Here is a 20,579-nt window from a genome sequence, read left to right on the forward strand (position 1 = left end):
CTATTAATATACTAGTATTCAACAACATAAGGTGCGACTGGTGTAGGATGGCAGATGATTTGTCTATTCAAATTCATAAGGAGGAGAATACAATGTATTATTTATCGAGGAATACTCCCCAAAATAGCTGGCGAAAACCAATTGCCGGTTATAAATGCGATACGCTAAACGAGAATTTTGTGCATTGAGTAAAAATTTAGTTTAGCGTAGAACATTAGAATTCCCACAAAAACACTCTTTCTGTTAAAACCGGCAGACCTCTAAAACAAAAATAAGTTCAGGCTGTTACATAGTCAGCTTAAACATATTAACCTAAACATTAAATTATGGCTAGAGAAAGTGTAAAAATCCTACAAGGGAAATTAGATGTGGAAAGTTTGATTTCACAGTTGAACGCAGCATTGGCTGAAGAATGGTTGGCATACTACCAATATTGGGTAGGTGCATTAGTAGTAGAAGGAGCTATGCGTGCCGATGTGCAGAGCGAGTTTGAGGAACATGCTGAAGAAGAGCGTAGACACGCACAATTGCTTGCCAACCGCATCATCGAACTAGAAGGTGTTCCGGTGCTCGATCCTAAGAAATGGTTTGAACTGGCGAGATGCAAATATGATGCTCCACAAGAGTTTGATTCCATTAGTTTACTAAAAGACAACGTTGCTTCCGAACGCTGTGCAATCCTTCGTTATCAGGAGATTGCCGACTTTACCAATGGGAAAGATTTCACTACCTGCGACATCGCAAAACATATTCTTGCCGAAGAGGAGGAACATGAACAAGATTTACAAGATTATCTGACTGACATCGCCAGAATGAAGAAATCATTTCTTGATAAGTAAATTCTAAAATAACAATGATTAGGTAAGAGAGGGCGTATCCTACACGGGGTAATCCCTCTTTTATGCATATTAGTACGATAAAAACAAAACTATTTTAGCGTAAATCAAGAAGAAATCTTTCTTTTTTCGTATTTTTGTCCCAATATGCACGTTTCATCCAAGTAGATAACGAACATTAGGGAAAAGAATGAAAGTAATTGATTTAATACATAACAACAAAAAAACGGCTTTTTCTTTCGAAATCCTGCCGCCACTGAAAGGAACCGGAATAGAAAAGCTATATCAGACAGTCGATACACTTCGGGAATTCGATCCGAAGTATATTAATATCACGACCCATCGCAGCGAATACGTTTACAAAGATCTCGGCAACGGGCTATTCCAACGAAACCGCTTGAGAAGACGTCCGGGCACTGTTGCTGTGGCTGCCGCCATCCAAAATAAATATAATATCACAGTCGTTCCGCATATCCTATGCAGTGGCTTCACACGCGAAGAGACAGAATATGTACTGCTCGACCTGCAATTTTTGAACATCACTGATTTGTTAGTGCTACGTGGGGACAAGGCAAAACACGAATCTGTTTTCACCCCCGAAGGCGACGGATATCATCACGCAATCGAGTTGCAGGAACAAATCAACAATTTCAATAAGGGTATCTTTGTGGACGGTTCGGAAATGAAAGTGACCAACAGCCCCTTTTCTTATGGTGTGGCATGCTATCCGGAGAAACATGAAGAGGCTCCCAATATTGAATCCGACCTTTATTGGCTAAAGAAAAAAGTGGAAGCGGGCGCAGAATATGCCGTAACACAATTATTCTACGATAACAAAAAATATTTTGAGTTTGTAGAACAAGCCAAAGCGGCAGGTATCAATGTTCCAATCATTCCGGGAATCAAGCCGTTCAAGAAACTATCCCAACTGAGCATGATTCCCAAGACATTCAAGGTGGATTTGCCGGAAGAACTCGTGAAAGAGGCTTTGAAATGCAAAACGGATGCGGAAGCCGAACAAGTGGGTATCGAATGGTGTGTAACCCAATGCAAGGAATTGATGTCTCACGGAGTACCAAGCATCCATTTCTACTCCATCGGAGCGGTGGACAGTATCAAGGAAGTAGCCAAAATCATTTATTGATATGTTTTTCAGAGACGTAATCGGACAGGAAGAAGTCAAGCAACGGCTCATTCAGGAGGTGAATGAAGGACGCATCCCACACGCCCAGCTCATTTGCGGTCCGGAAGGGGTGGGAAAAATACCATTGACCATTGCATACGCACGCTATATCAGTTGCTCCAACCGGAGTGAAACGGATGCCTGCGGTGTATGTCCGTCCTGCGTGAAGTTTAACAAGCTGGTACATCCGGATGTGCATTTTGTATTTCCGATCGTGAACAAGGCGAAAAGTCCCAAAGTATCAGTCTGTGCCGATTTTCTTCCGCAATGGAGAGAACAACTGCTCACCTCCCCTTACTTCAACTTGAATCATTGGTTGAACAATATTGGAGCGGAGAATAAGCAAGCACAGATATTCGCCAACGAGAGTGATGAAATTCTGAAAAAACTCAGTCTGAAATCCAGTGAGGGAGGATTCAAGATTACAATCGTGTGGCTACCGGAAAAATTGCATCCGGTGTGTGCCAACAAACTGTTGAAACTGCTTGAAGAGCCGCCCGAAAGAACTATTTTCCTGCTGGTATCGGAAATGCCGGACATGATTCTGCCCACCATCCAAAGCCGCACGCAACGCATGAACGTGCGGAAAATTGACGAGGCAAGCATTGACCGGGTGCTACAAACGAAGTACAGCATTCAACCTGCCGACAGCCTTTCCATCGCCCATCTGGCAAATGGAAATTTTATCAAGGCACTCGAAACGATTCATCTGAACGAAGAGAATCAACTGTTCTTCGATTTATTCGTCAGCCTGATGCGGTTGTCCTATCAACGGAAAATCAGGGAAATGAAAATGTGGAGCGAACAGGTGGCAGGCATGGGACGCGAACGCCAAAAGAATTTTCTGGAATATTGCCAACGCATGATTCGGGAAAACTTCATCTTTAACCTGCACCAACGTGATCTTACCTATATGACGATCAGTGAACAGAACTTTGCAACCCGCTTCGCCCCGTTTGTCAACGAACGTAATGTAATGGGAATCATGGACGAGCTAAGCGAAGCGCAAATACATATTGAACAGAATGTAAACGCTAAAATGGTATTCTTCGACTTCTCGCTGAAGATGATTGTACTGTTGAAGCAATAATTAATATATAAACACTATGGAATATAAACTTCATAATGGGAGCGGCGGTCTTTGCTGCAAAGGATGCTCCCGACAAGATAAACAACTGAACACCTACGATTGGCTGGCGGATATACCGGGCAATGCGGAAGAGAGTGACATGGTTGAGGTACAATTTAAGAACACCCGGAAGGGATATTATCGCAACAGTAACAAAATCAAACTTGAAAAGGGCGATGTGGTGGCTGTTGAAGCTGCTCCGGGACATGATATAGGTGTGGTGACGCTGACCGGCAGACTGGTTCCCCTGCAAATGAAGAAAGCGAACTTCAAGGCGGACACGGAAATCAAACGCATCTACCGGAAAGCCAAACCGGTGGATATGGAGAAGTTCAACGAGGCGAAAAGCAAGGAACATGGCACTATGATCCGTGCACGCCAGATTGCGTTAAGTCTCAATCTGAACATGAAAATCGGAGATGTAGAGTACCAGGGGGATGGCAATAAGGCTATCTTCTATTACATTGCCGATGAGCGCGTGGACTTCCGACAATTGATCAAGGTATTGGCTGAAGCATTCCGCGTACGTATCGAGATGAAACAGATCGGCGCCCGTCAGGAAGCGGGACGTATCGGAGGCATCGGGCCTTGCGGACGTGAGCTTTGCTGTGCGACGTGGATGACCAGCTTTGTTTCCGTATCTACGAGTGCCGCACGTTATCAGGATATTTCCCTGAACCCACAAAAGCTTGCCGGACAATGCGCCAAGCTGAAATGTTGCCTGAACTATGAAGTAGATTGCTATGTGGAAGCTCAAAAACGTCTTCCGTCCAAAGAGATAGAACTGGAAACGAAGGATGGTACTTTCTATTTCTTCAAAGCGGATATCTTGAGCAATCAGATCTCTTATTCCACAGACAAGAATTTCCCGGCAAATCTGGTTACCATCAGCGGGAAGCGCGCTTTTGAAGTGATTTCGATGAATAGAAAAGGTATGAAACCGGACAGCCTGTTCGAAGAAGAAAGAAAGCCGGAACTGAAGAAACCGATTGATTTGCTGGAGCAGGAAAGCGTTACCCGCTTTGACCGTAACCGCAATAAAGAGGGTGGCAATAATGCGAACCGGAATAATAAGAAGAAGAAAAAAGGAGCTAATAACGACAACCGCCCTCAATCGGCTGAAAACGCTAACAGGGGAGAAAGAGAGAACCGACCGAGAAATAATAATAATCGGAACAGAGGACAGAATCAGGGACGGAATAATGAAAACAGACGACCGGAAAGAGGGATGAATCAAGAAAGACCACAAGCTCAAGAAAGGCCGGAAAAGCCAGAAAGACCGGTCAAAGAGCCGAATAAAGAGAAACCGAAACCGCAAACCAATAATGAAAAGCCTGTTCAGGAATAGTTTATTTTGCCTTTTCACTGCTTGCCTAACGGCGGCATGCAACGAGAATACCGTGTATCACTCTTATCAATCCCTTCCCGACAACGGGTGGGGAAAGAGTGATACACTCTCCTTTTTTATTCCTATCACAGACAGCCTCCCTCCGACTCTGAGACTATTTGCGGAAGTCCGTAACCGTACGGATTATCCTTATCAGGACCTTCATTTATTTATCAGTCAGAATCTACAGGATTCCACTGTGTGGCGCACCGATACCATCGCTATTCACCTAACCGACTCTACAGGAAGATGGTTCGGCAAAGGCTGGGGCAGTGTCTATCAGTCGGAGACTTTCATACGCTCGGTTCGCCCGCTACATCCAGGAAACTATACTTTTAAGGTAGTATCCGGTATGAAAGACGACATATTGCAGGGGATAAATGATGTGGGGATACGGATATCACGGTAAGCAGAAAATAAAACTTAAATATTTATCAAAATCTAAGAATATAAAAGATATCGTTATGAGCGAAAGTCAGAATATTGAATATAAAGAGTCTTGGCATGACGAGTATCTGAAATGGATATGCGGTTTTGCCAATGCACAAGGTGGCTGTATTTATATAGGTATAAATGATAAGCAACAGGTAATTGGCCTCCCCGACTCCAAAAGATTGTTGGAAGACATACCTAACAAAATTGTCAACTATTTAGGTATCGTGGCCGACGTCAACTTATTACAATCAAAAGAAGGTAAAGAATATATCGAGATTGTAGTGGAACCAAGTAATATGCCCATTGCTTACCATGGGGCATATCACTACCGTAGTGGTTCCACGAAACAAGAATTGAAAGGCGTTGCACTTCAACAATTCATATTAAAGAAAATGGGACGTTCTTGGGATGAACTATTAGAAGATAGGGCAACACTCAATGATATTGATCGAAAAGCTATAGATTATTTTCTTCGAAAAGCCATTGAAGCGCATCGTATTAACCCCGAGCTTAAAGATGAAGATACCCGAACTGTATTGGAAAATCTAAAACTGATTGATAACAATGGAGTGCTCACCAATGCTGCGATACTATTATTCGGAAAAGACCCTCTTCGCTTCTTTCCCGGTGTGGAATTCCGTATCGGACGCTTCGGGATAGATGAATCAGATCTTATTTTCCAAGACGTAGTAAACGGAAATATTATTCAGATGGCTGATAAAGTCGTCACTTTATTACGTTCCAAGTACCTCATATCCCCCATTCACTATGAAGGTATGCAACGGCTTGAACCATTGGAAATTCCAGAAGATGCTTTACGAGAAATGCTCTACAATAGCATTGTACACAAACGGTATGCAGGTGTTCACATACAGATGTGGATATTCAATGACCACATTGAGCTATGGAACGAGGGTAAACTACCCGACGAACTTACAATAGATGCACTTAAAGGAAAGCACTCCTCACATCCTCGTAACATTTTATTAGCTTCCGTATTCTACAAAGCCGGGTTTATAGAAACGTGGGACGTGGTATTAGCAAAATATGTAACGCTTTTAAAGCGATAGGAATAGAAGAACCCGTCTTTAAGCAATCAGAGGGTGGTATGCTAATTACGTTCAAAAGAAATTACCCTACAATGACAAATGAGAAATGAGAAATCACATAGTAGAGCGAATGACCCAATAAATGACCCAATAAATGACCCAATAAATGACCCAATAAAATTATCATCAGTTGACATAAATGTATTACATATATTATCAACGAATACAAAATTAACCTACAATACTCTTGCTGAAGCCTTGTCATCATCAAGTGCTACAGCGAAACGATCATTGCAGAATTTAAAAGCTTATGGATACATAACCCGTCAAGGGTCCAACAAAGCAGGTTATTGGCAACTCACCGAGAAAGGAAAGATTTTTATAATTAAAGAACAAAGACTATAAAATACATAAGCTGGGCGTTGCGGGTGAAGGGGATACCCTCGTGAAGCAGTACGAAGTAACTTATCCACACCACCATCATGAAACAATAAAACTTAAATATTAATATTGGTCTTTATTTACCCAATCACCTCTGCCAAAACATCCTCTAACAAGAACGGAATCACCCCCACATACATTACACCGTCCTCGTCCGTCCAAAGCTTGCGGCTACCGTCCAGCACAACAATCTTGCGAAAGAAGTCGCCAGTATTTCTCAAAGAAAAGGTCTCCTGTGCCTTCTTCTCAGGCGTGTCCACATTCAATGCCGACTGGATATACACTTTACTATTACCTACATTGACCACAAAATCAATCTCATATTGAGACAATTTACGCTTGCCGTCTATTACGCGCGTCAGTTCTACAATGCCCACATCAACAGAATATCCTCTACGGATCAAATCATTATAAATCATGTTCTCCATTAGATGCGAACGCTCCTGCTGACGGAAATTTAATCTGGCATTTCTCAGTCCCAAGTCCATGGCATAGTACTTCTGAATCTTGTCAAAATACTTGCGTCCCTTCACATCCCATCGTTTCGCACTCTGGAAGAGAAATGCATCCTCCACATAGTCCAGATAGTTTTTGACGGTATTGTGCGAAGGTGATTTCCCCATCAGCGTTCCAGCCGTATTGGCCAGTTTGTTCGGATTCGTCAGTGAGCCTACTGACGATGAGAGAGCATCAACCAAAGCACTCAATATGTTATCATCCTTCAGATTATATCGTTCCACAATGTCCTTAATATAGACATTTGAGAAAAGCCCTTGCAAGTACTTGCGCTTCTCCTTTTCGTCTGGTTCAAGAATCGTCAAAGGCATACCACCGTACATCAGGTATTCCTCCAGTGCATCAGCTTTTTCCATCTGGGCTACCGATAGGTATTCTGCAAATGATAGTGGGTAAACTTTTATTTCAGAACCACGGTCACGAAAATTTGTCACGATATCCTTCGACAGCATCTTAGAGTTCGATCCCGTCACATACACATCAAGGTTCGGGCGCGCCATCAGATCATTCAAAATGTCATAAAAAGTGGTGTAAAGCAACTCTCTGTCCTCTTCAGGTACCAATGATTCGTCCACATTCTCATTTTTTACCTTATACGACAACTGTATCTCATCAATCAATACATAAAATTTTCTGTCTGTATCCCTTGTAGACTCTATGATATAGTCGTACAGGAGGTTCGGATTACGATACTTGATGTCTGTCTTTCTGTCAAGAGCCACCTCCACGAAATCCCTCTCCTGAACTCCTTTCTCTATTAATCGGTTCTTAAAGAGAGTTGAGAGTAGGAACGACTTACCCGAACGTCTTATACCGGTCACAATCTTTACCTTTCCGTTCCAACATTTTGTGAGTAACTGTTCAACATATTCGTTTCTATCTATTATCATAATAGCGCACTCTTAGGATGGTTATGAAAATTTGGTCGCATATTACGACCATTTTGTCAGTACAAAAATACTCTTTTTCTTTTGACTATCCAAAACAATGCAATAATTAATATTCCAAATTCATATAGAAGGGACGACTATTCGCCTGTTTCTTCACCCCACCTTCGCCGTAAACGTTATTCTCCCAACGACCAAAATGTGCTCACATAAGGGAATCCCAAAGCTATCGCATCACCATTACCACGTGAAACGGAGCGAATCAAATCGTCTACCCCACTATTCATAAGTCCTTCCACTGAAACATCATAATTCAGCCTATTCCCTTTTTCATCGCACAGGAAATATCCCTCATCGTTTGAATAGGCTACAACCACCTTCCCTCCTATCAACGGTGTTTCAATCTGTTTGGCGGTGGATTCACTATCCCCGCTTCTATCATACCGTTTGCTACCATAAAAAGCGTATTTACCCCACCTAAAGCTCAAGTTATCCTCCAAGGGTCCCAGCTTGACGTTTCCTTTTTTATCACCCCAAGCGAAACCGCCATCACGCCCTTTTAGACAATAAGCATACCAATCTCCATCGCAAGTTATCCATGAATACTTGCCTTCGGTATCCATAAACAATTCCTTGCCGTCCCTGTCTATAATACCGTACATACCGTCTTTGCGCACTATTGCGCAACCATTCAAGTCGAAAGGTCCAATCTCCGAATACGTCTCAGGCTCAACGATGATATTGCCCTGCATATCTATTACCGCAGGCTGGCCTCCCGGATTACAATTCACAACAATGCGATCGGAATGAATCACGCGTGAGTTTTTCTCTCCATAAATACAGAAGTCCCCTTGAAACAAAGAGATATTCCCCTTTCGGTCAATCACACCGTATCTGGTTTTCCCATCCTCTGTCCCCCCTTCGACAAGCGCCTTTCCGTCAGCATTGAACAAAGTGATAGGTGTCGCCAAAGTAGTAAACAGTTCCTTACCCGAAGTATCAATAGCTATATATCCTTTTTGTGTCATTTTCCAAGCCACTCCGTTCCAGAAGCCCGTTATATTAAAACATTCACCGACATCAAAAACTTTTTCACCTTTCTTGTTGATAAAGGCATACCCTTCGCGCATCCCCATCAACACTTTTGCTAGTCCGTCAGAGAAGAAATCGGCATCCCTGAATTCTCCCGCAAAAGCCAACTCGCCGTCCAATGTATAATAGGCGTTTCCCATAGGTATCAAATCTATATCTGCCAACGGGCTATTTGAACTGCCTCCGCAAGCGGAGAAAAAAACCGCAACATAAACCGTTGCGCAATAAATCAAAATCTTTGTTTTCATAGTTCTTTAATTATGATTGTTATTACACATAATTCATATTTCCTTATTAAAACGCAAACCACAAAGCTAACAAAGCAAAAATAATAGAAGCCACCAACTTAATTCAGACTTTCTCATATTCTATTTCTTTTTCAATCACAATAAACAATAATATACTCGCTCCCACTTACATCAGTTCCATACTCCATCTCAATAGCCATTTTTTCTTTTACTTTCACAATATATCCATCGTCATCAAACTCATAATTATATTTCGCCTCACCGGTATAATTAGATATTGAGACAGGCAATTGCTTCGACTGCCCCCATGCAAAGGCGCAATAATACCATGGATAAGGAGTATAAATATTAGTAAGACAATTTACAATATCAATATTAACAGGCTTATTTTCCTTTTCTCCATATTGATAAGTACATTCAGAGTATCCACCTTTTACCTTATCCAAATTACCATCTTTCCATGTAAAGTCACAGATATCACGGACAACGCCAGTTGATGATTGCAAAATCCGCCAGTTCCCATCAATCCCGTATGTTTCTTTGACTTTCATATTTCCTTCCTGCACCTCTACATTTACCGGTGCTCCGGGTTCAGACGTAATCATAGCTTTCTGTTTCCCATTCCAATTTATTTGAATGGAATTCTCCTTATAAATATAGGTATAGACATCCGCATTTCCAGTCTGCCGCTTCTCCGTAGCTGAAAGTATACACTGTTGTTCATCGTAAGTAAAATCAATGGTCAGATCGGGAGACTGGATAGCCTTAATGTAACGCATTACCGGAACAGCGGTTTCTTGCTTATCTCCTGTGTTTTTCTTTGGCTTACACCCTGCCTGTAACAACACAAAGAGAAAAAGAATCAGAAGAGTAAAGTTTAAACCTTTATACAGTTTCCTTTCTCTTAATCGTTGCCTAATTGTTCTCATATCATTTCAATTTATAAGTTAATAATTATTTGCTCGTTTCTTGTTGTGTAGCAGTTTGCGCTTTCTCATGCCACTCTTTGGCACGTATCAAGTTCTTGGAAACATTGTGTCCTTATTCAGTTTATCTACAAATACAAATCTCAGCCTCAACAACTCCCACTTCCTTGCTCCCTATATGCAAACTCACATTAGTATCACCAACTCGCCAACTATTATACCATCCACTTCTCTCTCAAATTACGAACAGGAATATCCAAGCATTTAGGCGCACTTTGTTTCATAGTTCCTTAATTATTATTGTGTCCCTGTGTCCTATTTACCCGCCAATATAATATTCGCCCTCCAACACTCCTATTTCCTTGTTTCCTACACGTAAACTCACATTGGTGTCTCCCCTCCGCCAGCCATTAAACTGCCGCCATCTATATTGAAAATCACGAATAGGAATATCCAGCCATTTGGGCGAGAGTAAAGACTGTCCGTCTTTCACCTCTGCGCCATCCTTCCCAAAAGTTTTCCATTCACCCGATACGGTTTGAGCGAGATAAAGCCAACTTATCCGCTGATTAGCACTGTAATTACCCACTCCTCGTAGTCTGAACTCAAACAACTTCTTATAATTGGCCGGCAAAATCTCTTCGTTCTCACTGCTTTTCATCCCCCACAGTCTGTCCTGCTTAAATAGAAAGCCACGATGGGTGATATAATAATCTTCAAAGGGACCGTATAGTTCAGGAGATTCTACAGTGTACCCATTACCTATTCCCCATGCGTAGGTAGAATAAATCATACCATCGCAATAAATATAAAGGCTGTCCTTACCAGCTCTAATGGTATAAATTGTTCCTGCGCCAACAATGTCTACCTCCCTATCCCAGTATAATTTATTTTGCTTCAATTTTTCCTTTAGAATGGAACGGTTGTCCTTTTCATAAAAGAGAAAAGAACACTTTTTATCAGGCTCATCCGGTTTATAATATATGTCCCGACGATAGAAAGTTTTTTTGCCATTCAATTCACCGATATACCCAAACAGCTCTTTATGCCAATACATCGTATCGTAGATAGCGGGAATGATATCATAACGCGCCTCCATCTGACGACACAGTCCCCACTTCTTCCCTTTCACTACGAACTCCATCCCATTATCCTGTTCTGCAACAGGAATGTATTTGGTACAAGCTGTCATACCTAACGCAATTAGTACAAATAAGATAGCCTTCCTCTTAAACATACAATACAACAAGTGTTTCATATATTCTACTTTTAACAGTTTACTATTTTTAATATGCACCTTTCCAATATGCCCACGGATGAACGATGTAATCACCAATCGCTTCCAAATCATTCGGTTCCCAAACACAAGCAAAGTAATTATCGTTTAATTCAGGATGAAGAATGTCATCAATACCTTTCTCACCAATCAATGCGCAAGTACGTTCCTTCACATCAAGCCCCACAGCTATACCGTTAACAAAAGGAGTTACTAACAAATATCCGTAAATTTGCCCATTAAGATATAGATGTAGCGCATCTTCCAGCCCTTCCTTTGTCAATGCGTGAGATTTATAAACACGCTCTCCATCTAAATCGAAAGTGGAAAAAGCTATAGAATAATCAGAGCCATAAAAAGGATAAGGACCAGCCTTCGTTCTGCCATATTTAAACTCTATATCACGATTGACCGCCGCTATTTTTTCTTTTCCATTCTTATCACACCAACCTATTTTCTTATCTTCCGTTTTAAAATAATACCAATTGCCGTCATTCTCCAAACGAGTATATATTGGCTCTATCAGAATTTTCCCCTTACCATCCACCAAACCGTACCTACTATCTTTATAAAATACTGCACAATCATTTTGGTCAAACTCGAGGGGAAGATCTTTGGAAATATAATCGACCACCAGCTCTCCTTTAAAGTTAATAGCACCAATAAGTCCTTCTTCATTCTTCACACTTGCCTCTCCTCGAAGTGGCGGAGTCTTGACGTATTCCGTAACCGCTCTCGCTATATCCTCACGGGGCTCTACCAAAATTTCTCCTTTTGAATTAAATACACCAATATTGCCATCGGCCGCCATAAAATAGGCTACTCCTTCATAAAAAGCAGTCAATGGTCTGCCAGCCAATTCAAACAAGACTTCACCCTTCTTGTTAATGGCCGTGGCACGTGTTCTGTCTTCAAGACTTCCTCCTTGAACAAAAGCTATTCCTTCGGAAAAGTCAGAACATTTAGCATATTTTGCTTTTTCACCAAAAAGCTTTGCGAAAACTTCCTCAACATTAAGCACCAATGTGCCATTCCGATCGAGAAAATAGACATCACGTACCTTCAGCAAACCATCTTTAAAGAACCCCGAACCTAAACTATAATTTAAATTTGGCTTCCAGCCTATAGCTGCAAGTTCTCCGGAAAGTGCATCCATTTTCTCCCCATTCTCATCTACATAATAAAAACCGGTCTTACTCATACAAGGAATAGGGAAAAAGCTGCGTTGAGGTCGTTGGGTATTACTTCCACACGCAGAAAATAAAGTCACCACACAAATAAGCGACAGATAAAACAGTGTTTTCATGCTCATAATTATTTTCTTGTTATCTATTTATCACAAAATATAACCGACTGTTTACTTTTCAAACCGACGATCGATATAAAAGCAAGTGACTTTTGCCTCCGGCTTAAAGTCTTCCGGAGTCAGCTGAATCGATTCGCTTTCCAATTCGGATGTTTTTGCCAAATCGCCATTCGCGGTCATGTCAAGAGCTTTCCTTTTGGTTTGCTCCGTCAAGTCATCCAGTTCTTCGTTCACCACATTGATGCGCAGATTTTTCCCATAAGCGATGTATATTATTCCTTGGTCGAACATCTCATCATACATTATCATCGCTTCCATTCCTTTTTTCGTCACCGCTTCCCGTAAAGACATTCCCACCTTAACACCGTTCTCCAAAGAGACGTATGGAGAAGTGACGGTCAGTTCTTCTATAGGAGACAATTGCTTTTCCAACATAAAATTAGCGACTTCCACATCATCACAATATAAGGTATAAGTTTGAAGCTTCATAGCGGCAGGTTCATAATAAAAAGTCCCTTTCTCTACCTTATTATATAGTCCTTCATCAGTATCAGACATATTTTTGAAAGGGTGCTTCATCCGCAAACTTCCCACACCATCCTCTGTGAGGATAAACGGTTTCACTCCCGCATTGGCTTCCACCTCCGCCTGCACGACAGAAGGATCAGCGTTCGCCTGTTTCTTACTATTACTACAAGAGAATAAACACATTGCTATAGCAATGAGGTTGATCATAAAAATCTGTTTCATTTCAATTAGTTATTATAAAGATTATTCATACAAAATTACGCTTCCCCAATTGGGGTTACGCTTGGTATTACTCGAAATGATAATATACTTCCCTACTAAATGATTTTCTTTCCAGCGTCCCACAGTAACCGTTTCATTGTTCAGATCAACGAGGATTCCCCATCCTTCCTTACCGGTCACAGATTCCTTCATTCCATAGAAAGTTTGTCCATTATGATATCGATATCCTTGCAAAGACTGTCTTTTAGGCATATTTTCTCCCGCCAAAGTCACTTTGCCTAAAATCTTAATTTTTTGTTCAATATTGTCCCCATCGTATCCCAGCTCTTTCGCCTTCCGGTAATACTCCAAAGCGGAAGCCACTTGCCTGTAATAGGATGTAATATACATATCTCCCGAGTTTACCGATCCGATGACCTCTTCCATTCTTTCTTGCAGCATATTGACCAATGTGAGTTCCGCACGGTAATACCACGCTTCCGGCTCATTCTTGGCATATTCCAGATATATTGCAGCTTTTTCAAAATCCCGTTCCGCACCGCCAAGTCCAAGATAATGGAGTACTCCCAACATCTCATAGGCTTCTGTCCCTCCTTTCTGCAGGTACTTGAACGCATCTACATAGTTGCATTGATGAAAAGACTCTTTCCCTTTTAGATAATTCTCGTCTATATGGCAACTACTAAAAATAAACACTTCCCCAATAACAAAAAGGAGAAGTAAACGTGAATAATGGAATACAGATCTCATCTTATTCGAAATTAAAGTAAGGTAATTTTATCTCGGGATCGCCAAGCACAGTACCGTTATACAATACATTCCATCCGGATTGAACGTATCCGCCATCCAAATCGTATTCATCGTAAGGACTTTCCCTCATTCCGACGCTTCGCCTTATCGGCTGGAAAAAGCGAATGGTAGAGGTTGTGAGAGAGAATACAACAATGTCACCCTTCTTGCTCCTGTTGAACGTTCCAATGAGTTCCGGTTTATCCGCCGACTCGTTCATCTTGTAAAGTTTGTATTGCAGGTCTTTGCGAGTCATGATGTACTTCCCTAAACTGGCCACATCGAATCCTGAGCCAAGCGATACGGTTTTTCCGGTATTGTTCGTCAGCAAACATTCACCATTCCGGCTCTTTCCGGATATCCATACCCCGTCATCGAGAAAAGACGCTCTCGCCACAACATTCCCCGAACAGTCTTCCATGTTTCGGTTAAGGATATAGTGGCGGCTGTTGTGGTCATAATTTCCTATGCTTACCCTTGCATATCCCGCCTCATTAAAGGGGCTTGCCGAATTGAAGCGTTCGGAACAGAGTATTTCTCCCTTTTCATTAATATAGCCCATGAGACTTCTGTACAAGGATCTGCATTTACCTTTGCTCTCATCATAGCCTTGAGAAAACAGATGTTCCGAACCGGCATAGCCGAAACGCCCGGTGGTGGAATATTGGGCTATGCCCGAAGAGAAGTTCCCAATGAACGAATATTTGCCGAAAGGCACTATCTCCTTTCCTTCCCCGTCGTAGATGGCATACTCGTAATAAGACGAGCCTACACCCTCTTTGTGGAGGCGGCTAATGACGGTAGTTCCATTGTCGGTAACGCAATCCGGATAACCTATCATCAGTGTGAGACCGGAATAGCCGATCCCCATACTCACATTCACCAGCATCCAGGAGTCTCTGCTGTTTGCAGCCTTCACCCATAAGTTTCCCAAACGGTTTACGGAGCACAGGCAACCATATACATTAAGACAATTTTCACGGCAATTCTTGTCAAGCACGAAATATTGATAATTTCCATTCTCGTTTTCGTTATAAGCAATGGCGTAACCGTTGACAAACTCTTCAGCTTTATCATACTTCTTGGATTTCTGTTTCCCGCTTTCATCAATAAAGAAGTATTTGTCGTCTTGTTGGCACAAGGCATTCCCATCTTTAAATTCTCCTACGAAGTCGCATTCCTTCACCCTCTTTTCGTAACTCATACAGCTCACAGTCAGACATCCGATAAGCAACATTGCAAGTAAATTTCCCGTTTTCATATTTCAATAAGTTTAAGTGATCAATTAAAAAAACACAGCTTTTGATACTAGACAGATACAGCAAACAACAAGAGGCATTATTCCCAACTCTTACGAGTCAGAAACAATGCCTCCTTTATATGTTTTCAAAGAATATTTAGCTAATAGATGTTCACTTGTGTGTGTGTGTGTGTGTGTGTGTGTGTGTGTGTGTTATACAAACATTACACATACGCAAGTTTTTAACATTATTTTTGTTGCTATTTCCTTGTGCTATCATAGTATTTCCCTTATTTCGATTCAAAAATAAGACTTTTTAGCATAGAAAGCAACAAAATACCAAAATATTATACCAAAAAGGAAATCATTGACTGATAAAAGTGTAGCTAAAATACATTTTTATCAAGATACAAGTGTTATTCGAAAGATAAACAATTTGTTAGAGTCTTCTACTCCGTCCCGCATCAATGCGTAGGAAAATGAACAACAGTATCGTAAAGCCCCATAAGGAAGAACCTCCGTAGCTAAAGAAAGGTAATGGGATACCGATGACCGGAGTAAGTCCCAGCACCATGCCTATATTAATAAATAGGTGAAACAGGAAAATGCTGAGGACTGAATAGCCATAAACCCGACCGAAGGTGGAGGGTTGACGCTCCGACAAGAAAATCAAGCGGAAAATCAAGATCAGGAAAGCTATCAAGACGGCTGCCGAACCGACAAAACCTTGCTCCTCTCCCACCGTACAGAAGATGAAATCAGTATCCTGTTCGGGAACATATTTCAGTTTGGTCTGCGTACCATTCAGGAAACCTTTCCCTGTCAATCCACCGGAACCGATGGCAATCTTGGATTGGTTGACGTTGTATCCCGCACCGGTCAAATCTTCTTCCAAGCCCAATACTACTTTGATACGGACTTGTTGATGAGGCTCCAATACGCTATCGAATACATAATTGCTGGAATATAAAAATCCGATAGAGCCGATGGTAAATAAAGCAATTAGAAAGTAAGCACGCTGACGCTCACTTAATGCTAAATAAATCAAATAGCCTATTGCAACAGCACACAGTCCCCACTGCACCCAGACCAGACTAAAGTGTACCCAATATTCCGAGATCAAATAGGCAATCAACAATATCCCCAGACTTCCACCGATAATATTGCGGGCAGCCACCCACTTCTTACGATATACCCACACCATGCCACCGGCAAACAATAAAATCAGCAATAATACAATAAACTCTCCCAACGGTGTAGGGGTATCTGCAATAAAGACCTCGTCAAAACGAATACCGACCACAAAGTAGATTACCGCACAGACACCTGCAAAAAGTACCACTCCCGGCATTCCTTCCCGATAAAGCACCAAGAAAAAGGCGAGATATACCAATGCGGACCCTGTTTCCCTCTGCCCGATAATCAATAACATCGGCAGAAGAATAATCAATCCCAAAGCTAAAGCACACTTTTCTTTCTTGATACTGAATGAGTAGGCATTCATATATTTGGCCAATGCCAAAGCTGTAGCAAACTTAGCGAACTCGGCGGGTTGCAGGCTGACCGGCCCCATCACCAACCAGGAACGGGAACCTTTTGTATCCGGAGCAATAAAAATCGTGACAATCAACAGAAGAATCATCCCTATATATATAATGTACGCGAACATATCGTACATCCGGTCTTCCAACATCAGCAACACAAATCCTAGCCCGAAAGAACAGATAATCCAAACGAACTGCTTACCGGCACGAGTCGAGAAGTCGAGAAAATCACGCTCGCCATAGTCATAGCTGGCTCCGCACACGCTGAACCATCCGCCAATAATCAGGAGCAGGTAGATACAAATCGTCACCCAGTCCAAAGATTTCCATAAACTATCGCTCCTCGTTACCATACAATATCACTCTGTTACTAATTTCTTCCGCTCTTATCTCATTTTCCGGCGACAACTTGCCTTTCATATATTGTTCCATCATCAAAGCACCGACCGGCACTCCGTATGTGGCTCCCCATCCTCCATTTTCCACATAGACGGCAATGGCTATTTTCGGCTTGTTCATTGGCGCAAAGCCCATAAACACCGAATGGTCATGTCCGCGATTCTGTGCCGTACCTGTCTTTCCGCAGGCTTCCAATTCCGGGACCATCATTGACAGCATACGGCAAGTTCCTCCGGTAGCGGCGGCACGCATACCTTCCACCACCGATTCATAATGTCTTTTTTCAATCGTGGTATAACGAGGAGTGCGATAAAGACTGTCTATCCGGTTATCCTGAATTTCTTTCACGATATGAGGCGTGACAAAATATCCTCTATTGGCAATCGTCGCTCCCAGATTGGCTATCTGAAGAGGGGTAGACAAGATTTCTCCCTGACCGATAGAAATACTGATCACCGTCAATCCGTTCCAATGCCCGCGATAAGCCTTGTCATAGAACTGTGCATTCGGAATCAACCCCCGTTTTTCTCCCGGCAAGTCGACCCCCAGTTTGTAACCGAACCCTTGCGAAACCATGTGATCTTTCCATACGGTAATAGCATTTTGCGGTGAGCCATACTTACGGTCACCGAACATACGGAACAACCCCCAACAGAAATAAGAGTTGCACGATGTAGCAATGGCGGGTATCAGCGGAAGCGGCGCTCCATGACTATGGCAACCTACCGTCAGCCTGCCGTAATGGAATCCGCGCGAACAGGGAAAAGTCGGACTTTGCTCTGTTATAATACCTTCTTGTAAGAAAGTCAACCCTTGTGCTGTCTTGAAAGTAGAGCCCGGAGGGTAGACTCCCATCAAAGCACGGTTCAACAATGGTTTCATCTTGTCGCGTTGCAACATCAGATGATTCTTACCACGCTGACGACCGATCATCAAATGCGGATCATAATTCGGGGAAGATACCAGGCAAAGGATCTCACCGGTCTCCGGCTCGATAGCTACAATACTTCCGATCTTGTTCTTCAACAAGCGTTCGCCCAAAATCTGCAAATCAATATCCAGACTCAATGTCAGGTTCTTGCCGGGAACAGAGGGACGGTCGTAGGCCCCATCCATATAGTGCCCCTGGATACGGCCATGCGCATCACGAAGCAGAATCTCAATACCTTTTTCTCCACGCAGGTACTTCTCATACGATTTCTCTACGCCTAACTTCCCGACATAATCTCCACGAATGTAGTATCCGTCTTCATCCGCTTCCATCTCTTTGGCAGATACCTCTCCGATGTCGCCCAGCGCATGGGCAGCCGCATTGTAAGAATATTGGCGGATCGTACGACGTTGGATATAAAAGCCACGAAACTTAAATAGCTTTTCCTGAAAGACACCGCATTCCTCCGCCGACAACTGCGACATAAACACTTGATTCGTGTAACGGGAATATCCCGGATTACGGCGACGGTCTTTCATATCGCTCATAATCTTCAAGAATTGGGCACGGGTGATATTCAACGACTGGCACAAGTCGAGCGTATCGAGATTCTCGACTTCCTTCGGAACAATCGAAATGTCGTATGCAGGCTGATTGAATACCAACAGTTTCCCGGTCCGGTCGTAAATCGCTCCACGCGAAGGATATTGGATTTTATTCAGAAAAGCATTACTGTCAGCATTCTTCTTATAGTCATCTGTTGTGATCTGCAATACGAAAAGCCGTACCAGATAAATCAAGACAATAGACAGGGCAATGCCTCCGATAACAAATTTACGTTTCTCTAATCTATAATCTTTTGCCATTTTTTACTTCCTTATGCCTTCAACAGCTACAATACAGGTTACAGTCAGAATGGTGCAAAGTAACACCCGCAGCAGCAACAGCCAAATGCTGGAAAACGAGAAGAACTCAATGGAGAGTAACGCCAGACTATGTACAAAAACACTTGCAGTCGTATATTTAAGAAAAGGAGTAATCCCTATCGTCTTGAAAGACGGGATGAAGCTATCCAGATTATCGCGAGGTGTGAACAGTCGCAGTAAAGAAGGACGGAGAAAAGCAAGCAGCACCGTCGCAGCCGCATTCATTCCCGGAGTATCAGCAAATACGTCGATAGTCAGTCCGAAAAAGAAAGCCCACAACATCAACTCATTCCGCGAAGTGCCGGAGTCAAACTTTAGGATAAAATAAATATAAAGAAAAGGAGTAGCATAACCTGCTATATGGACATTATTCAGGATAAGCACTTGAAGAAGCACCAAGCCGATAAACCATCCGATTCTATGTATATAGGTGATAATCATTCTTTCGTTACCTTATTTTCAAGTTTTTTCTGCTCTTCCTGCCCATTCCGGGCTATCACACGGACATCGCCGAGCTTTCCGAAATCGGTAGCCAGCTTGATTTTCAGCAGGTAGGACAACCCGTCATTAGAGTCGGACATATCATCCACCGTACCTACCATAATGCCTTCCGGGAATACAGTCGAGAATCCGCTGGTCACTACGGTATCGCCCAAATTGAATTCCGCATGACGGGGCAGGTCTTTCAGATAAGCGTAACGCGAATCTCCATGTTCCCATTTCAGATAGCCGAAATAATCACTGCCTATAATCTTGCAACTTATATTGGACTTGCTGTTCAGTACAGAAATCACCACCGAATAAGATGGAGAAGTTTCATACACGATACCTACAATTCCGTTACCGTCTATCACTCCCATCTCAGAGCGAATGCCGGAGGAAGAACCTTTGTCGAGCGTGATATAGTTATCGGGCAGTGTCAGACTGTTTTTTATCACATGAGCCTTGAATAGCTGATAGTCACTTTGAGGCATCTTCCGGACACTGTTAATGGTAATAGAGTCCACCTGGCGTTCTTTCAACGCTTTCTCCAAATTGGAGATTTGCTGTTCGAGCAACATATTCCGGTCCAGCAAATCCTCATTGACCGATTTCAAATGAAAGTAAGAGGAAATGCCTCCCGACACATCATAAACCGCCCCCACAACCGTATTGGCAGAAGTGAAAAAAGCACTCTGCTGATAACGGTTGAACCGAAATAACAAAACAAAACTGGCTACCTCTAATAAGATAAAGAGGAACCAGTAATTGTATTTCAGAAGGAAGTTTATTAAATTCCGCATCCCTGA

General features: G+C 42.4%; 19 protein-coding genes. 7 read left to right on the plus strand and 12 right to left on the minus strand.

The genetic code is table 11. From position 1 onward, the window contains the following. The first annotated feature begins 326 nt into the window (after positions 1–326). The 7 genes from ACNOGP_RS01255 (at position 327) to ACNOGP_RS01285 (ending at position 6,424) form a co-directional block, all read left to right on the plus strand. Entirely contained in the window at positions 327–839 is a 513-nt protein-coding gene (locus ACNOGP_RS01255; protein WP_007764121.1) for a ferritin-like domain-containing protein, read from the plus strand. Between the two features lie 187 nt (positions 840–1,026). After that, positions 1,027–1,980, plus strand: a complete 954-nt coding sequence (gene metF, locus ACNOGP_RS01260; RefSeq protein WP_270564081.1) for a methylenetetrahydrofolate reductase [NAD(P)H] — start codon at positions 1,027–1,029, stop codon at positions 1,978–1,980. Position 1,981: 1 nt separating this feature from the next. Next, a complete protein-coding gene (locus tag ACNOGP_RS01265) occupies positions 1,982–3,109 on the plus strand; it encodes an ATP-binding protein (RefSeq protein WP_143867558.1) in 1,128 nt (375 codons plus the stop codon). A 16-nt stretch (positions 3,110–3,125) separates the two neighbouring features. Continuing rightward, on the plus strand, positions 3,126–4,496 hold the full coding sequence (locus ACNOGP_RS01270; protein ID WP_007755872.1) for a PSP1 domain-containing protein: 1,371 nt from the start codon (positions 3,126–3,128) through the stop codon (positions 4,494–4,496). Further along, positions 4,474–4,944: a gliding motility lipoprotein GldH gene (gene gldH, locus ACNOGP_RS01275; protein ID WP_287666526.1), complete on the plus strand. Its 471-nt coding sequence runs from the start codon at positions 4,474–4,476 to the stop codon at positions 4,942–4,944. The genes ACNOGP_RS01270 and gldH overlap by 23 nt, the downstream gene beginning before the upstream one ends. A 55-nt stretch (positions 4,945–4,999) precedes the next feature. Continuing rightward, positions 5,000–6,040, plus strand: a complete 1,041-nt coding sequence (locus tag ACNOGP_RS01280; protein ID WP_418213881.1) for an RNA-binding domain-containing protein — start codon at positions 5,000–5,002, stop codon at positions 6,038–6,040. 78 nt (positions 6,041–6,118) lie between these two features. Beyond that, complete coding sequence (locus ACNOGP_RS01285) at positions 6,119–6,424, plus strand: winged helix-turn-helix transcriptional regulator (protein WP_418213882.1); 306 nt, start codon at positions 6,119–6,121, stop codon at positions 6,422–6,424. Between the two features lie 116 nt (positions 6,425–6,540). Here ACNOGP_RS01285 and ACNOGP_RS01290 read toward each other — a convergent pair whose 3' ends face one another. From ACNOGP_RS01290 to mreC, 12 genes are all read right to left on the minus strand, one after another. Beyond that, positions 6,541–7,866, minus strand: coding sequence for an ATP-binding protein (locus tag ACNOGP_RS01290; RefSeq protein WP_195630930.1), 1,326 nt, complete (start codon positions 7,864–7,866; stop codon positions 6,541–6,543). Positions 7,867–8,042: 176 nt separating this feature from the next. Next, entirely contained in the window at positions 8,043–9,203 is a 1,161-nt protein-coding gene (locus ACNOGP_RS01295; protein WP_418213883.1) for a WG repeat-containing protein, read from the minus strand. A gap of 131 nt (positions 9,204–9,334) precedes the next feature. Continuing rightward, positions 9,335–10,132, minus strand: coding sequence for a hypothetical protein (locus ACNOGP_RS01300; protein WP_418213884.1), 798 nt, complete (start codon positions 10,130–10,132; stop codon positions 9,335–9,337). Positions 10,133–10,448: 316 nt separating this feature from the next. After that, positions 10,449–11,387 (minus strand): hypothetical protein, encoded by a 939-nt coding sequence (locus ACNOGP_RS01305; RefSeq protein ID WP_418213885.1) that lies wholly within the window; start codon positions 11,385–11,387, stop codon positions 10,449–10,451. Positions 11,388–11,415: 28 nt separating this feature from the next. Beyond that, positions 11,416–12,711 (minus strand): WG repeat-containing protein, encoded by a 1,296-nt coding sequence (locus tag ACNOGP_RS01310; protein ID WP_418213886.1) that lies wholly within the window; start codon positions 12,709–12,711, stop codon positions 11,416–11,418. A 51-nt stretch (positions 12,712–12,762) separates the two neighbouring features. Further along, positions 12,763–13,461, minus strand: a complete 699-nt coding sequence (locus ACNOGP_RS01315; RefSeq protein ID WP_418213887.1) for a hypothetical protein — start codon at positions 13,459–13,461, stop codon at positions 12,763–12,765. 21 nt (positions 13,462–13,482) lie between these two features. Beyond that, positions 13,483–14,211: a hypothetical protein gene (locus tag ACNOGP_RS01320; RefSeq protein WP_418213888.1), complete on the minus strand. Its 729-nt coding sequence runs from the start codon at positions 14,209–14,211 to the stop codon at positions 13,483–13,485. A gap of 1 nt (position 14,212) precedes the next feature. Continuing rightward, positions 14,213–15,511: a WG repeat-containing protein gene (locus tag ACNOGP_RS01325; RefSeq protein WP_418213889.1), complete on the minus strand. Its 1,299-nt coding sequence runs from the start codon at positions 15,509–15,511 to the stop codon at positions 14,213–14,215. Between the two features lie 418 nt (positions 15,512–15,929). Further along, the gene (gene rodA / locus ACNOGP_RS01330; protein ID WP_287666509.1) at positions 15,930–17,387 is read right to left on the minus strand and encodes a rod shape-determining protein RodA; all 1,458 of its coding nucleotides are present in this window, start codon (positions 17,385–17,387) and stop codon (positions 15,930–15,932) included. Continuing rightward, positions 17,368–19,230, minus strand: coding sequence for a penicillin-binding protein 2 (gene mrdA / locus ACNOGP_RS01335; RefSeq protein ID WP_418213890.1), 1,863 nt, complete (start codon positions 19,228–19,230; stop codon positions 17,368–17,370). Before mrdA ends, rodA begins: the two co-directional genes overlap by 20 nt. 3 nt (positions 19,231–19,233) lie before the next feature. Next, positions 19,234–19,731: a rod shape-determining protein MreD gene (gene mreD, locus ACNOGP_RS01340; protein WP_007755858.1), complete on the minus strand. Its 498-nt coding sequence runs from the start codon at positions 19,729–19,731 to the stop codon at positions 19,234–19,236. Further along, positions 19,728–20,573, minus strand: a complete 846-nt coding sequence (gene mreC / locus ACNOGP_RS01345; RefSeq protein WP_007764055.1) for a rod shape-determining protein MreC — start codon at positions 20,571–20,573, stop codon at positions 19,728–19,730. The genes mreD and mreC overlap by 4 nt, the downstream gene beginning before the upstream one ends. Between the last annotated feature and the right edge of the window lie 6 nt (positions 20,574–20,579).

Source organism: Bacteroides difficilis (assembly GCF_048319815.1).
GTDB lineage: Bacteria > Bacteroidota > Bacteroidia > Bacteroidales > Bacteroidaceae > Bacteroides > Bacteroides zhangwenhongii.

Excerpts from the sequence above, each read along its gene's own strand:
- ACNOGP_RS01255 (WP_007764121.1), top strand. The coding sequence starts at position 327 with ATGGCTAGAGAAAGTGTAAAAATCCTACAAGGGAAATTAGATGTGGAA.
- metF (WP_270564081.1), top strand. The coding sequence starts at position 1,027 with ATGAAAGTAATTGATTTAATACATAACAACAAAAAAACGGCTTTTTCT.
- ACNOGP_RS01265 (WP_143867558.1), top strand. The coding sequence starts at position 1,982 with ATGTTTTTCAGAGACGTAATCGGACAGGAAGAAGTCAAGCAACGGCTC.
- ACNOGP_RS01270 (WP_007755872.1), top strand. The coding sequence starts at position 3,126 with ATGGAATATAAACTTCATAATGGGAGCGGCGGTCTTTGCTGCAAAGGA.
- gldH (WP_287666526.1), top strand. The coding sequence starts at position 4,474 with ATGAAAAGCCTGTTCAGGAATAGTTTATTTTGCCTTTTCACTGCTTGC.
- ACNOGP_RS01280 (WP_418213881.1), top strand. The coding sequence starts at position 5,000 with ATGAGCGAAAGTCAGAATATTGAATATAAAGAGTCTTGGCATGACGAG.
- ACNOGP_RS01285 (WP_418213882.1), top strand. The coding sequence starts at position 6,119 with ATGAGAAATGAGAAATCACATAGTAGAGCGAATGACCCAATAAATGAC.
- ACNOGP_RS01290 (WP_195630930.1), bottom strand. The coding sequence starts at position 7,866 with ATGATAATAGATAGAAACGAATATGTTGAACAGTTACTCACAAAATGT.
- ACNOGP_RS01295 (WP_418213883.1), bottom strand. The coding sequence starts at position 9,203 with ATGAAAACAAAGATTTTGATTTATTGCGCAACGGTTTATGTTGCGGTT.
- ACNOGP_RS01300 (WP_418213884.1), bottom strand. The coding sequence starts at position 10,132 with ATGAGAACAATTAGGCAACGATTAAGAGAAAGGAAACTGTATAAAGGT.
- ACNOGP_RS01305 (WP_418213885.1), bottom strand. The coding sequence starts at position 11,387 with ATGAAACACTTGTTGTATTGTATGTTTAAGAGGAAGGCTATCTTATTT.
- ACNOGP_RS01310 (WP_418213886.1), bottom strand. The coding sequence starts at position 12,711 with ATGAAAACACTGTTTTATCTGTCGCTTATTTGTGTGGTGACTTTATTT.
- ACNOGP_RS01315 (WP_418213887.1), bottom strand. The coding sequence starts at position 13,461 with ATGAAACAGATTTTTATGATCAACCTCATTGCTATAGCAATGTGTTTA.
- ACNOGP_RS01320 (WP_418213888.1), bottom strand. The coding sequence starts at position 14,211 with ATGAGATCTGTATTCCATTATTCACGTTTACTTCTCCTTTTTGTTATT.
- ACNOGP_RS01325 (WP_418213889.1), bottom strand. The coding sequence starts at position 15,511 with ATGAAAACGGGAAATTTACTTGCAATGTTGCTTATCGGATGTCTGACT.
- rodA (WP_287666509.1), bottom strand. The coding sequence starts at position 17,387 with ATGGTAACGAGGAGCGATAGTTTATGGAAATCTTTGGACTGGGTGACG.
- mrdA (WP_418213890.1), bottom strand. The coding sequence starts at position 19,230 with ATGGCAAAAGATTATAGATTAGAGAAACGTAAATTTGTTATCGGAGGC.
- mreD (WP_007755858.1), bottom strand. The coding sequence starts at position 19,731 with ATGATTATCACCTATATACATAGAATCGGATGGTTTATCGGCTTGGTG.
- mreC (WP_007764055.1), bottom strand. The coding sequence starts at position 20,573 with ATGCGGAATTTAATAAACTTCCTTCTGAAATACAATTACTGGTTCCTC.